6 protein-coding genes are annotated in these 13,837 nt (G+C 42.9%); 2 read left to right on the forward strand and 4 right to left on the reverse strand.

Going from position 1 to position 13,837, the window contains the following annotated elements:
* Positions 1-192: 192 nt before the first annotated feature.
* A complete protein-coding gene (locus DP117_RS30060) occupies positions 193-2,958 on the forward strand; it encodes a CHAT domain-containing protein (RefSeq protein ID WP_248277889.1) in 2,766 nt (921 codons plus the stop codon).
* A 41-nt stretch (positions 2,959-2,999) separates the two neighbouring features.
* On the opposite strand, the gene DP117_RS30065 is transcribed toward DP117_RS30060, so the two are convergent.
* The 4 genes from DP117_RS30065 to DP117_RS30080 form a co-directional block, all read right to left on the reverse strand.
* Positions 3,000-4,304 carry a glycosyltransferase gene (locus tag DP117_RS30065; protein WP_169221862.1) on the reverse strand — a complete coding sequence of 435 codons (1,305 nt, stop codon included), beginning with the start codon at positions 4,302-4,304 and terminating at the stop codon, positions 3,000-3,002.
* Between the two features lie 70 nt (positions 4,305-4,374).
* Positions 4,375-5,445 (reverse strand): terpene synthase family protein, encoded by a 1,071-nt coding sequence (locus DP117_RS30070; RefSeq protein WP_169221863.1) that lies wholly within the window; start codon positions 5,443-5,445, stop codon positions 4,375-4,377.
* A complete protein-coding gene (locus DP117_RS30075; RefSeq protein ID WP_169221864.1) occupies positions 5,445-6,896 on the reverse strand; it encodes a cytochrome P450 in 1,452 nt (483 codons plus the stop codon). The genes DP117_RS30070 and DP117_RS30075 overlap by 1 nt, the downstream gene beginning before the upstream one ends.
* Before the next feature lie 36 nt (positions 6,897-6,932).
* A complete protein-coding gene (locus DP117_RS30080) occupies positions 6,933-8,615 on the reverse strand; it encodes a prenyltransferase/squalene oxidase repeat-containing protein (protein ID WP_169221865.1) in 1,683 nt (560 codons plus the stop codon).
* Positions 8,616-10,143: 1,528 nt separating this feature from the next.
* Between DP117_RS30080 and metH the strand changes: the two genes are divergently transcribed.
* A complete protein-coding gene (gene metH, locus DP117_RS30085; protein WP_169221866.1) occupies positions 10,144-13,686 on the forward strand; it encodes a methionine synthase in 3,543 nt (1,180 codons plus the stop codon).
* The last annotated feature ends 151 nt before the right edge of the window (positions 13,687-13,837 follow it).

A 13,837-nucleotide genomic window follows, 5' to 3' on the forward strand; every position in this document is an offset into this window, starting at 1 on the left:
GACAAAACCGGGGTGGGGTTGTACGAAAATTATGGGCAATCATAAGGGCATGATGTAACGTCATTACAAGGTTTTCAGCTTAAGTTGAGACGTATGAGCAATGCTCTGTGCCCCTACAACCAACTCATGTTCTACCCAATTGAAAACTGCCATAAGAAAGAATAATTTTTAACTGGAATATTTTTAACTCGAATGAATATGATTATCAGAAAATACCGTCGTATAGTTATCTTAATACTTCTAGTTTTGTTTGGACTGGTGTCCACCTTGAGTATTTCAGCTTGGTCGAATACAAGCCGTGCAGCCTTCAAGAATTATAATTCTGAACAGACCCAACAAGCGCGCTACGCGACGAACAAAATTCCCAATTCTTCTAGTCGTGCCTTGCAACTAGCACGCGAAGGTCAACAGTTCTACAATGCCGGAAAATATGATGAAGCAGCTAAGTTGTGGGAAGAAGCAGCAGCGGCTTATAAGCAGATAGGCGATCGCGAAGGAATAACTAAGAGTCTAATCAACCAATCCCAAGCCCTTCAAGATTTAGGATTATATCCCAAAGCTTGTAAGACTTTACTCCAAGCTTTTGCCATTAACAACCCAAGCTGTAGCCAAAAACAAATAGATAGCTTCCTGGCAAATCTCTCTCAACAGCAAAATTCTATTTCACTTACTCAAGCTGTTGGCTTGCGTAGTCTTGGTGAAGTCCTGCGAAGACAGGGATTGTTGAATCAGTCCAAAAAAGTTTTGCAATTGAGTTTGTCAGTTCTGAAAGAATTACCAGAGTCCAGTGCTGTTTTGCTGAGTTTAGGTAACACCGAACGCGCTTTAGGAAAGCAAATACGAGACCGTTGGGACTATGAAGTGATTACTGAAATTATAGACCGCAAATCTCAAGAAGCTGCTTTAGCGCCTTACCAACAAGCGATAAATAACTATATCCAAGCAGCAACAGTCACATCAGCTTCACCAATTTCTAAAGTTCAAGCACGCCTCAATCACTTCAAACTCTTACTAGAACTGCAAAAATGGTGGGAAGAGCAAACGAATCGGCGTATAGATTCTTGGTCTAAGTTTGGCGAATCTCAGTTAGTCGAACGGGCAAAAGATTTTTTGTCCCAGTTAAAGATGAAGTTAACTCAAGATGCACAAGCTTTGCAAACTCAGATTTCATCTAGTATTGCAAGTCTTCCCCCAAATCATGCAGCAATATATGCTCAAATAAACTTTGCTCAAGGTTTAATGCTAAGCAAACAGACAGATAAAGCTGAACCTGTTTTGAACACAGCGCTGCAACAAGCTCTTAGCTTACAAGACAAACAAGCACAAACTTATGCTTTCGGTTATTTAGGCAGATTATACCATCAACAGAGGCGGCTAAGTCAGGCGATTGAACTGACTCGGCAAGCTCTGGTTTTAGCCCCAGAACAAAATGTTACAAAAGATGTCCGGGAAATTAGTTATCTTTGGCAATCTCAGTTAGGAACTTTACTAAGAGAACAGGGAGATACAAAAGGAGCAATTGCTGCTTACACAGCAGCTTTTAACACTCTCCAGTCTCTGCGCAGCGATTTAAACGCAAACAATCGAGATGTTCAGTTTGATTTTCTCCAAGAGGTCAAACCTGTTTATACTGAACTCGCGGATTTGCTCTTGAAATCAGAACTGAGTCCAAGCGAATTAAATACCTTAGTCGTATCGAATGCCAGCATCAGGCAGGAAAAAGCAGAGGCGAATAAACCTAAGAGTCGTTTAGAGTTTGCTCGAAGGGTTCTTGAGTCTCTACAATTAGCAGAATTAGACAACTTTTTTCAAGACCCCTGTTCACAAGAAACGGATATCGCAGTGCAGATTGATGATATCGATCCCGAAGCGGCTGTCATCTATCCCATCATTTTAAAAGAGCGTTTAGAAGTTATCTTATCGTTACCAGGAAAATCCCTACAGGAAGTCGCAATTCCTATTAGTGATCAGGAAGTTAATGACGTTCTGGATCGGCTTTATGATAACTTAGACAATATCACTGTCAATACTTCTGCTCGCAATATCTTATCCACTTCTAACCCAGATGCACAAGAGTTAAAAGAAAATGGTCAGAGGATTTTACCGATTTTTGGACAGCTTTATAACTGGTTAATCAAACCTTTTGAGACAGAGTTAAGTGCTCATGAAATCAAAAATTTGGTCTTTGTACTCAATGGTCAATTGCAGAGAGTGCCAATGGCTGCACTCTACGATGGTCAACAATATCTAATTGAGAAATATAGCATTGCTTTGGTTCCAAGTCTGCAACTTGTAAACTCTAAACCATTGAAGCAGAAACAGCTTAAGGTTTTAGCAGCTGGAATCAGTGAGCAAATTAAAGTACAAGAAGAGATTTTTCCTGCACTCACTAACGTGCCTAGAGAATTAAATGAAATTAAAGAAGCTTTTCCTTCTTCTTTGAAACTCCTGAATAAGGAATTTACTGCAAAAACTATCCAAAACCAGATGAAATTTAATTTTCCTATTGTTCACTTAGCGACTCATGGATTGTTCAGTTCTAATCCTGAAAAAAACTTTATTATTACAGGAGATGGAAAAAGTATAAGTATTAATGAGTTAAGTGCTTTGTTAACAAAAGCAGAAAAAAATTTGGAACTCCTCGTGCTAAGTGCTTGCGAAACTGCCACTGGTGATGAGCGTGCTGTCTTAGGTTTGGCAGGAGTTGCTGTACGTTCTGGCGCACGCAGTACTCTCGCGACTCTTTGGCCTGTGGGAGATGCTTCCACGGCTCAAGTGATGGGTAAATTTTATCAAGACTTAAAAAAACCAGGAGAGAAAAAATCAGATGCCCTCAGGGTGGCTCAATTGTCGTTGATAGAGTCGCTTAGGGCAAAGCCACCATTTGAAGAACTTAAAGCTTTACCTCCTCATCCCTATTACTGGGCATCTTACGTTTTGGTGGGAAATTGGCAGTAGGGAGTGAGAGAGTGAGAGAGTGAGAGAGTGAGTAGTAAATATCACTGTTTCTTTGCCTCAAGATTTTCTGAATTGGTATGCGTCAAATACTGATGAAAAACCCTCACTGCCTCCGCAACACCATTCTCCGCACAAATCTTTTCCCTCAACGCCAAAGCACGCTGTCGCATTGCTTTATCGTTCACTGCTATTTCAATCGCTGATACCAACTTATCTACCGTTAATTCTTTGCTAAGAATCGGTTTGGGACTGACTCCCAACTTCGCTGCACGATATCCCCAAAACGGCTGATCAAAGCAAAATGGTATTGCAATTCCAGGTACTCCAGCGCGGAAAGCTGCTGCCGTTGTTCCCGCACCGCCATGATGAATGATACATATCATTTGTGGAAATAACCAGTCGTGGGGTATCGATTCAATGATAAAAACGTTATCCGGCAAGTTCCCATTGCGAATTCCACCCCAACCCTTGAGAAAAATTCCTCTATGTCCAGTGTTTGCTAACGCTGCAAGCGCTATTTCTGCGGTAGCTTCCGCTGCCTCACCGACCATGCTGCCAAACCCGATGTAAACCGGAGGTAAGCCTGCAGCGAGAAAATCAATTAAATCTTGTGGGGGTGAAAAATTAGCGGGTTTATCTAAGTACCAATATCCAGTTACGTGTGTATACTCAGACCAATCACGTGGAGGTGGGACAACTTCTCGGCTATAAGCATGAAAAAACGGTAATTTCCAAAAATTTATTCGTCCCAACGCACCTTGCAAAAATGGTATTGGTGGTAATTGTAACACGGAACTACGGAATTCATTGGTAGGTTCACTAAACAACTGCCATAACAAAAACAATATCAACGAATAGGTCAAGCGATTGTAAATGACTCCCAAGCGCTCTAATTCTGGCGGTGTGTTGGGACTTGGAAATGCGCGTGTCGGAATGGTAGGTTGGAATCCAGCAATATATAAAGGTATACCTAGTCTCTCCACATAATCCAACGCTGTAAACATCAGCCAGATGCAAACTATTGTTGCATCAGTTCCTTGGCAAGCTTCCCAGGCTTCTTTAATCAAACCTGTAAGATAGGGTTTGACCATTTTGGTTAAATTGAGGAAGAACGTGATTGGATTTTTGCCCGTTCGCAATAATGCTTGTCCAGCTTGCTTTTGCAGTTCTTCTTGCGGGTTGAAAGAAAGCAGTGCAAATTCTAACCCTAAGGAGCGAATTTCCGCTTCAAAATTGGCGTGGGTTGCTAATCTAACGATGTGTCCGGCTTGTTTTAAGCCGAGTGCAAGCGCGATGAACGGTTGCACGTCGCCCCGGCTTCCAATAGTCAAAATGGTTATGTGCATAAGAATTTTATAATGAAATAATTGCTATTTCTGCTATCTTATGTTTGTAACCCGCAACTTGGATTAACTACTAGCGCAAAGCCGCCAGCATCTGTTTCGTAAAGTCGTGAAATTCCCTGGTTTGATACCAAGCACACGTAAACCAGGTCATTCTTTTAGTGCAATCTCCCCAGACACTAAGACTAAACGGCAGTAAAGAAATCGGCTCCTCCATTTTTTGGAGGTATGTATCCATTTCTTTGAGAACGATGGCTTCAGCCTCCTTCTGGCTTAAACCCTGAGTCATCATCAAGATTAAAAGGCTATTTGGCTTTTGAGCTTGGCGTTCGCGCTCGAAACTACGTATATCATTAGCTAGTCGCATGCCACAGCTAGAGGTCAACATCATTTCATCTATAAGAGTCTCCAAGTTGGCATAGGGAGGCTTGAGGCTAAATTCAGAATCCACAGGTTCACCCACCATTGCTAGCAACGCACTTAGGATGAGCGGTGCTGCTATGGATTTTCTACCATTTAGGAGATATTGTTCATAAGTAGGGTAAGTTCCTGTTTCTTTGAAAGCTTGGCTCCAGTATAATTCTGTGAGCATAGCCTCCAGACCTAACTTAAAATGTTTCGCAAATGTACTGTAATAAATCGCAGCAGCTGGAAATTTTTGCAATTCCTGACAAAATTTTGTTAAAGCATTAGCTATCTGCACCCAGGGCTGCGACTCATTAATTGTAGGAAATACCTTAATTAAATCTGGATAATCACGATAAGTTGAGTTGGCACTTGATTGGACGAGCTTCACATATAACGTTAACATTGCCTCCATTTGTTCAACTGTCAGCGTCATGTCCAGAAAACCTTCGGTTATGTCAACCAAGTCATCCACAGCGTATATGATTAGCGATAGGATAGACGCTTTAACAATCACAGATGGTTGTACGTAGGGAGCTGTTGCAGTTAGTGCTAAACACACTGCTGCTATCCGTTGCGGTAGAATCACCGGGAACTGTGCTACCCAGTTTTCCACTTCTGGATAGATGGATAGTGCAGTTTGTAGCACATGGGCGCGGTCTACTGCTGGAATACCAGAAAGTTCATTCACTGTGGCTGTATTTTTTAAAGTTTCCATTTTACTTTCTGTTGTTGACATCAAACTGCTTGCACAGTCATTCGTAAACCATTGCGTGGGCGGAGAGAGATTCCTGGCAACGCCTCGACAGGATGTCCAGGGATGCACCGTAGTCGGTACTTCTGCACCATCATGGCGACAATCAATTGTGTTTCTAAAAGGGCGAGGTGTTTGCCGATACAATAGCGCGGTCCACCACCAAATGGAAAGTAGCTGTGGGAGTGTCTCTGTGTAAAGCGCTCTGGAGCGAATCGTTCTGGGTCGAAAACTTCCGGTCGATCCCAGAACTCGGACAAGCGATTGGTTAAATATGGGCACAGCACAACTGTAGTCCCTGCCTTGAGCGCATAACCATCGATAACATCATCCTCTTGGACAACTCGCGCCAAGAACCAGCCAGGCGGATAGAGCCGTATAGCTTCCTGGATGACCATTTTGGTGTACTGTAGTTTAACGACGTCTGCAGAGGTGGGATGACGTTTGCCAATGACGGCGTCAATCTCTGCCCGAAGTTTGCCCTCGACTTCAGGGTGCTTGTCAAGCAGATACCAGACCCATGTCAGTGTGGTAGACGTAGTTTCGTAGCCAGCAAGGAAAAGCGAGATGCTCTCGTCCCGCAGTTGTTGATCGTTCATCCCAGTCTTGCTTTCTTCATCACGGGCTTGCAGCAACCTTTCAAGCAAGTCACCTTGGTTAAAACCACTCTGGCGTCTAGTGCGAATGATAGTGAGAATTGTATCGTCAGTGGTCTGGATGGCGTTGCGAAAAGCTCTCTCTCCTGGTATTGGGAACTGCTTCGGGAGAAAACAAAGGAACAAACGACGGCTGGTTTGTTGCAAGATAATCTTTAGCGCCTTGACCAAAGTTTCAGCTCTGTTGCAGTCGATACTCGAACTGAACATGACACCTAAAATAAGGCTTTGCATAAGCAGCGTCATTTCATTTTCCATGTCGATTGCTCCACCATTTGCTGCTTTTTCAAAACGTGCAAGCTCCTCGGCAATGATCTTGACTGAAAGTTCTGTCAAAGCATTAATTTGGTTGGCTGTGAACATTGGCTGCATTAAGCGCCGACTGCGAAACCAGCTTTCACCCTGACTCGTGACCAAACCGTTGCCCATTATTTGCCGTATTGGCTTCCACATGGCATCACCCTTACCAAAATTTTGCCAATTATCGTTCAACACATACTGAACATGCTTAGGATGAGTGACTAAATGAGCTTGAATAGGTCCTAATTTCAGTGCGACTATCTCACCTGGGTGGTTTTTAACCGCTCGTTGAAACAACCGCAAAGGATTTTGCAATAATTCGGGTAATACACCAACGAAGGGATATCCACGTACAACAGGGCAGGTTTTTAGGGTGGGGGAAAGCTCAAAAGGAGATGGGTGATTGTTTTGATGCTCTCGTGCTGTATCTGCGTTTTTTAAAGTTTGCTGTTGTTTAAAATAACTTTCTTTAATTTCCATGTTTTTATTACTCTCTTTAATTTTTGTTGCTCTAGCCTATCTAGGAACAGCCTGCTCACTTGTATAAGCCTGATAGAGCGCCGCTAGCACCGCCGAAAATATAATCCGTAAAGGTAAATACAACTCTTTACCTCGCCATAGAGAAGGTAATGTAAAATCTCTAGCTATTTCTGTAAGAGAACTCAATTCATCCAAATACTGCCGTAAGTAGTTCACGCCCCTTCTGATAGCTTGACTTAAGCGTGCTTGGGTTGTTCGCAGTGTTTTTTCTATTGGTTTTTGCCTAACAGTATTCAAAATATTGAGAGCGTAGGCTGTTTCTTCCAACGTCGAGCCTTCGCTGCTATTCATGCTCCAACCACCGTCTTTTGCTGACTGAGTTGCTAAAACCCATTTAACTGTCGGTTGCAACTTATTTCGTACGACTGGGTCAGGATGTTCTGATAAAGCCATCGTTGCACAGGCTGTAACATAATAAGGACTCGTATGCCAAGTATCTGCTTGTGACCAGTAACCATCACTGTTTCTGGTGCTGTATAAATAGTCAACTACTTTGCTAATACTGTTGTTTTTCACAACCCAGTCAGGGGGATTAGGCACGCTTAGTAAGCTTGTCAGCACATGAGCGTTGACGCTTGGAGAAATACATCGCTCCATTTGGAAGCAACAAAAGTGAGTGTCGTGCTCAAAGTTTTGCAAACGGTCAAGCCCGACTGTTTTCATTCCCGTTTGCTTTGCCAACAAATTGAGCACTGCTATGATCATCGCAGTATCATCCCCATCTCGTGGCAAACCTACAATTCGGGAAGAGCTTGCGCCCTGAGGGTTTAAACTTTTCTGCAACCAGACTTGTAACTTCTGTAAAACCAAACTAAAAGCTTTATCTGTGAAATCGAACCCAGCATGAAGCAGGTTGTATAAAACCCAAGATCCCTCAAAAACATCAATCGGATAAGCATTAGGCATAGCACCTAGATCGCCAGTCCTGCGAGCCTGACTCGATAAGTGTGTTAACCAATCAGCAGCAGGTGTATCCCACTCTGGACTATGAATTAAAACAGCAGCAGTCGCTGCAGGTGAAATACCATAGCTACCGTTGCTTGCCTGTAATGGCTTCAATCGCTGAAAATCAATAGAAGGAGCAAAAGCTTCTACAGAATGAATCAAGCCAGATTTACCACTGTAAATAAGTTCCGAGGAAGCAAGACTCAACTTGTGGTGATAAATTTTTAACAATTCAGCCTTCTGTGGGAACTCAAACACCACACCCAAATTTTCCAGTTCTTCCAAATGTTTTGGTACTAAAATTTCAAAGGCAACACTTTCATGGTTAGCAATTGACCATTGTCCGAGTGCAGTCCGTAAGTGAATCTCAGCGCGCTTAGCAGCATAACGAGTTAATTCAGTTTGCTGTGGGGCTTTCAACAAAGCTAAAAGACCTGCCAGGGTAGGTACTATTGTCTGAGGTGGATAACCCCAGCTACCATCTTTTGATTGATGCCTAAGAAGCCAGTTGAAAGAGTCTGGAAACGCTAGCTGTTCAGGATAATGTGGCTCTCGAACCATAGCCACCCAAGCAGTATCATAAGCAGCGGCGGACATTTTCCCTCCACCCCACTTTTCGTCATAGTCAGCCACCATTTCCTCTAGTAAAGCCAATACCATATCGCGTATTAGGGCTAATCTAGGCTGATTTTGCTTAGTTAAAGAAATAACCATCTTGAGCTTTCCTTTGCTAAACTTTAAGGATGTCTGCAATGAGAATAAAGCAGCTACGGTCTTGATTTTTCACAGCATGTAAAAAGGGTTATTTTGAGGATTTCCCAAGCCATGATTTTTCCGTTGCTCATTTTCATTCATTCATCACTATTGAGAATGAGGCTGTGAAAAAGCTACGCTGTTCCGTGATTTAAGGACGAAGCGTGAAAAGTCAGAGCTACAGTCAAGACAGAAGAAATAACGATTTTTATGCTTGGTTGTGAGATTCTTTCATGACAAACTGTTACAAATTTTCTTTTCAGCCTACATATGCTCAACTTGCAGATGATAAGTATGTACCATTCGTCTGGTATCATTTGTGTTAACTTTTATGTGACAAATGTATGAATTAGGTAATCGTAAGATGATTCAGAACCATTGAAGAATTCCTCGTTTGTCACTGATAGCAGAACGAGAGCTAAATTCTTTGATTGAAAATACTTTGATTATTGATGAAGAACATGATGCTTATTTTTATATTCAAATGTTTTTTAGAACACAAAACGCAAGTTTTTCAAAAGACAAGACTATCAAAAAACTATTTTTTTCATTATAGATAATAAAATCAGCTAAGTAGACTGACGGAAAGAAATCTAGTTAAAGATTTGTAAACTTATTTGAAACCCTTACCACTAAAGAATCAAGCACGAACAAGCTCAAATTCCACATGAAAAATCCCAAAAAATGAGTTTTAATTTTTCATTTTTGAATGAACAGAATTTTGCCTCTTCCCTGATGTTGAGCAACACTTTAAAGTCCCACACGAGCATGCTCAAATTCACTTATTCAAAATTTTTCTCTTCAAGAATAATTTTCATTCTTCCGTAAGAGAATGTCTGAAAAGTTAAAAATGTTATGCTGTTCGCTAGCGTGCGCTAAGCACGTATACACAAGGAATCCCGTAGTGTAGACGCGTTCATCGCAAAGCCTCCTGTTGAAGGATACTGATACCAAATTTTTCATGAAGATGAGCTTAATCTTTCTTAATAACTTTCTCTGGAAGGCTTAGACATTGTAGTTGTTTGTCACCAAAGATGTTGCACCAGCTTCAAAAACCGGGTTTAAGTAGGTCAACACAAAAAAACTAAAATCTAGAAACCCGGTTTCTTAAAGAAACCGGGTTTCTGACACCACGCATTTTATGTTTAATTTGGTGGTTCTACTTATTGCAACTCATACAATCTATAAGCCTTGATTTTTCGTGAAAAAACCTGATTTTTTTAGTCTTATTGAGAATACTCCAGGTTCTCAGGATAGGCGATCTGCCGTTTGCGTAGCGTGCGCTTTGCGCCTAAGGCAAGCGAAGCTATTGCCTCCTTGGTGTACACAAAGCCCATACGTGTACCCTTATGAATTTCCCCGTTTGCCCAACGTGCGCGCAGGAGGGCTTAGGGAACTGACATTTCATACTTCCCAAGCACTCAAAATTCGAGAAAATAGTATATGTAGTTGAACATTTCCAGACTAACCCAATTTTCTCTTGGAGAATATGACTTCTACTTTCTTAGAACACTTGCATAGTCCTACACGCCCAATCATCGTCTTCGACGGTGCAATGGGAACTAACCTGCAAACGCAAAATCTGACTGCTGAGGATTTCGGTGGTCCTCAGTACGAAGGTTGCAACGAGTACCTCGTTTACACTAAGCCAGAAGCTGTTGCAAAAGTTCACCGGGACTTTCTCGCTGCTGGTGCTGATGTGATTGAAACAGATACCTTTGGCGGTGCGTCGATTGTCTTAGCCGAATACGACTTGGCGAACAAGGCGTATGAACTCAACAAAACAGCGGCGGAACTTGCAAAGCAGGTTGCTGCGGAATTCTCTACTCCAGAAAAACCTCGGTTCGTTGCAGGTTCTATAGGACCAACAACTAAACTACCAACCTTGGGACATATTGACTTTGACACCATGAAGTGTTCCTACGTTGAACAAGTGGAAGGACTTTTCGATGGTGGAGTTGATTTATTTATTGTTGAAACTTGCCAAGATGTGCTGCAAATCAAAGCGGCGCTAAATGCGATTGAAGAAGTTTTTGCCAAAAAAGGCGATCGCCGTCCGCTCATGGTATCCGTTACAATGGAAACAATGGGTACAATGCTGGTTGGGACGGAAATCAACGCCGTACTCACAATTCTCGAACCCTACCGAATAGATATTCTTGGTCTGAACTGTGCTACAGGTCCAGATTTGATGAAACCACATATCAAGTATCTGTGTGAACATTCTCCTTTCGTGGTTTCCTGTATTCCCAACGCGGGTTTACCAGAGAACGTCGGTGGTCAAGCTCATTATCGCTTGACACCAATGGAATTACGGATGTCATTAATGCATTTTGTTGAAGATTTGGGTGTCCAAGTGATTGGGGGTTGCTGTGGGACACGTCCAGGACACATTCAACAATTAGCAGAAATTGCCAAAGAACTGACGCCAAAAGTTAGACATCCTGAACTTGAACCAGCGGCGGCGTCAATATATAATATCCAACCTTACGACCAAGACAATTCATTCTTAATTATCGGCGAACGTCTCAACGCCAGTGGTTCCAAAAAATGTCGCGAGTTACTGAATGCGGAAGATTGGGATGGACTGGTGTCAATGGCGAGGGCGCAAGTTAAGGAAGGCGCACATATTTTAGATGTCAACGTTGACTACGTTGGACGTGACGGCGTGCGTGATATGCACGAAGTGGTTTCACGTCTTGTTAATAATGTGACACTTCCATTAATGCTCGACTCCACCGAATGGGAAAAGATGGAGGCGGGACTGAAAGTTGCTGGAGGTAAGTGTTTGCTGAACTCCACTAACTACGAAGATGGAGAACCGCGTTTCTTGAAGGTGTTGGAAATCGCAAAGAAATACGGTGCTGGTGTTGTTATTGGTACAATCGATGAAGATGGGATGGCGCGGACGGCAGATAAAAAGTTTGCGATCGCCCAACGTGCTTATCGTCAAGCTGTTGAATACGGCATTCCACCTCACGAAATATTTTTTGATACTTTAGCCCTACCCATTTCCACAGGGATTGAAGAAGACCGTGCTAACGGTAAAGCGACAATTGAGTCAATCCGCCGAATTCGTCAAGAATTGCCTGGATGTCATGTCGTCTTGGGTGTTTCCAATATCTCCTTTGGTCTTAGCCCCGCATCACGTATCGTCCTCAACTCAATGTTTTTACATGAGGCGATGACTGCTGGTATGGATGCGGCAATTGTCAGCGCTAGTAAAATTTTACCACTGGCAAAGATTGAGGAACACCATCAAGAAGTTTGTCGCCAGTTGATTTACGATCAGCGGAAATTTGAAGGAAATGTTTGTATTTATGATCCCTTGACAGAACTGACGAAGTTATTTGAAGGGGTGACAACCAAACGTGACAAAGGCGTTGACGAAAATCTACCCATTGAAGAACGTCTCAAGCGCCACATCATCGACGGCGAACGCATTGGTTTAGAAGAACAACTCACCAAAGCTTTAGAAAAATATCCTCCGCTGGAAATTATCAACACGTTCCTGCTGGATGGTATGAAAGTTGTCGGTGAGTTGTTCGGTTCTGGACAAATGCAGCTTCCCTTCGTCTTGCAGTCAGCCGAAACCATGAAAGCAGCAGTGGCTTATCTGGAACCGTTCATGGAAAAATCAGAAGCTGGTAACAATGCTAAGGGGACATTCATCATTGCTACGGTGAAAGGCGATGTTCACGACATTGGTAAGAATTTAGTTGATATCATCTTGTCGAACAACGGGTACAAGGTGATTAACCTGGGAATTAAGCAGCCAGTGGAGAACATCATCAATGCATACGAACAGCACAAAGCTGATTGTATTGCGATGAGTGGTTTGTTGGTGAAATCCACTGCTTTCATGAAAGAGAATTTGGAGGTGTTCAACGAAAAGGGAATTACCGTCCCTGTGATTTTGGGTGGTGCAGCACTGACACCCAAGTTTGTTCATGAAGATTGCCAAAATACCTACAAAGGTAAAGTGGTTTATGGCAAAGATGCATTTTCTGATTTGCACTTCATGGATAAGTTAATGCCAGCGAAGGCAGCAAGTCAATGGGATGATTTGCGGGGATTTTTGAATGAAACCGCTGAAACTACTCAAATGTCAGGAAATGGTCACAAACAGGCTGTAGCGGAGGCGGTTGAGGAAAAATCTCCTGAACCAAAAGAAGTTGATACCCGTCGTTCTGAAGCTGTGGCGGTAGATATTGAACGTCCGACACCGCCTTTCTGGGGAACGAAGATACTCCAACCAGAGGATATTCCTTTGGAGGAGGTTTTCTGGTATTTAGATTTACAAGCTTTGATTGCAGGGCAATGGCAGTTCCGCAAGCCGAAAGAGCAGTCTAAGGAGGAGTATCAGGCTTTCTTGGATGAGAAGGTCTATCCGATTTTGGAGGATTTGAAGCAGCGGATTATACGGGAGAAGTTGTTGTATCCGCAGGTGGTTTATGGGTATTTTCCTTGTCAGGCCCAGGGGAATAGCTTGTATGTTTATGAAACGAACCGCAAAGGCGCGAAGGACACTAAGGAAATAGGAAAGTTTGAGTTTCCGAGGCAAAGGTCGTTAAGGAGGTTATGTATTGCAGATTTCTTTGCGCCGAAGGAGTCGGGAATTATTGATGTGTTCCCGATGCAGGCGGTGACTGTAGGTGAGATTGCGACTGAGTACGCGCAAAAGCTGTTTGCGGATAATAAGTACACAGAATATCTGTATTTCCACGGTTTTGCAGTGCAGATGGCAGAAGCGCTGGCGGAGTGGACACACGCTCGTATTCGTCGGGAATTGGGCTTTGATGCAGAGGAACCGGATAATATTCGAGATGTTTTGGCTCAGCGCTACCGTGGTTCGCGGTATAGTTTTGGGTATCCGGCTTGTCCGAATATTCAGGATCAATACAAGCAGCTGGAGTTGTTGGGGGCAGAACGTATTGATTTGCACATGAATGAAAGTGAACAGCTTTATCCTGAACAGTCTACGACTGCGATTATCACTTATCACCCAGTAGCGAAGTACTTTAGTGCGTAACTTATTCCTATTCCCCTCTCCTTAATAAGGAGAGGGGTGCCCGTAGGGCGGGGTGAGGTAACTAACCAGAGGGTGTGGTGAAGCGCGGGGTGAGGTTATTATATTGTGGCGCTTGACCTCACCCTAGGGCGTGTTTTCAAACTCGTTGTAT

Origin of the sequence: Brasilonema sp. UFV-L1, from assembly GCF_012912105.1 — a bacterium.
GTDB lineage: Bacteria > Cyanobacteriota > Cyanobacteriia > Cyanobacteriales > Nostocaceae > Brasilonema.

Coding starts and splice junctions, on each gene's coding strand:
- metH (WP_169221866.1), top strand. CDS start 10,144: ATGACTTCTACTTTCTTAGAACACTTGCATAGTCCTACACGCCCAATC.
- DP117_RS30070 (WP_169221863.1), bottom strand. CDS start 5,445: ATGTCAACAACAGAAAGTAAAATGGAAACTTTAAAAAATACAGCCACA.
- DP117_RS30075 (WP_169221864.1), bottom strand. CDS start 6,896: ATGGAAATTAAAGAAAGTTATTTTAAACAACAGCAAACTTTAAAAAAC.
- DP117_RS30065 (WP_169221862.1), bottom strand. CDS start 4,304: ATGCACATAACCATTTTGACTATTGGAAGCCGGGGCGACGTGCAACCG.
- DP117_RS30080 (WP_169221865.1), bottom strand. CDS start 8,615: ATGGTTATTTCTTTAACTAAGCAAAATCAGCCTAGATTAGCCCTAATA.
- DP117_RS30060 (WP_248277889.1), top strand. CDS start 193: ATGAATATGATTATCAGAAAATACCGTCGTATAGTTATCTTAATACTT.